Source organism: Mesorhizobium sp. M0870 (assembly GCF_040319775.1).
Lineage (GTDB): Bacteria > Pseudomonadota > Alphaproteobacteria > Rhizobiales > Rhizobiaceae > Mesorhizobium.
The window spans coordinates 1-882 of record NZ_JAMYOI010000085.1 but is presented as its reverse complement, the minus strand read 5'-3'; the positions used below and the strand labels follow the sequence as shown (position 1 = coordinate 882).

Annotated in this window: 1 protein-coding gene; it reads right to left on the bottom strand. The window is 63.4% G+C overall.

Features of this window, described 5'->3' with window-relative positions:
* Positions 1-785: IS256 family transposase (locus NKH97_RS33235; RefSeq protein ID WP_352799991.1), on the bottom strand; the 785-nt coding region annotated here is incomplete at its 3' end.
* Between the last annotated feature and the right edge of the window lie 97 nt (positions 786-882).

The following is an 882-nucleotide window of genomic DNA, read 5'->3' as shown; positions in this document are numbered from 1 at the left end:
TGATCGAGCGCGTTCCTGAGGAAGTGGACGTAGCAGCGCTGCCATGCGGCTTCCGGGATCACCTCGCCGATCGCCGCGACCAGGCCGGCATGGTCGTCGGACACGGCCAGTTCGACGCCCTTGAGGCCGCGTCGTTTCAAGCCGACGAGGAAGTCCTTCCAGGCCGAGCGGCTCTCGCGATTGGCCATCTCCACGGCCAGGATCTGCCGGCGCCCGTCCCAGTCGATGCCGACCGCGATCAGCACCGCCTGGCTCATCACGATGCCGGCTTCGCGCACTTTCTCGTAGCGGGCATCGAGAATGAGGTAGGGGAATGGCTCCTGAAGCGGTCGTTCGGCAAACGCCTTCAGGCTCTCGTCCAAGCGCTTGTTGATGGCCGAGATCGACGAAGCCGAGAAGGCATGACCGCACAGCTCTTCCGTGATCGCCTTGACCTTCCGGGTCGACACGCCCTGCACATACATCTCCGCAAGCGTGGCCACCAAGGCCCGCTCGGAACGCTGGTAGCGCTCGAACAGCTCGGTGGAGAAACGACCGGCCCGGTCCTGCGGAACCCGCAGCTCAAGCTTGCCGACCCGGGTGACCAGGGTGCGGCCGTAGTAACCCGAGCGATACCCAAGGCGCTCGGGCGTGCGCTCGCTCTTCGAAGCACCCAGCGCCTCCTCCATCTCGGCCTCGAGAACCTCCTGCATTACTGCACGGATCACTTCGTGCAGCCCCTCCGGGTTCGAAAGCAGAATGTCTTTGACGGCAGCGCTGGTCGATTTACCTTCTGTCTTGGTCATGGTGGCGTTCCTTCGCGGGAATCGGTGACGTTGAACATCACCAGCCTGCCATGACCGCCCTCTCTCAGCGAATTTGCAGAACTCTCAGCACACTACC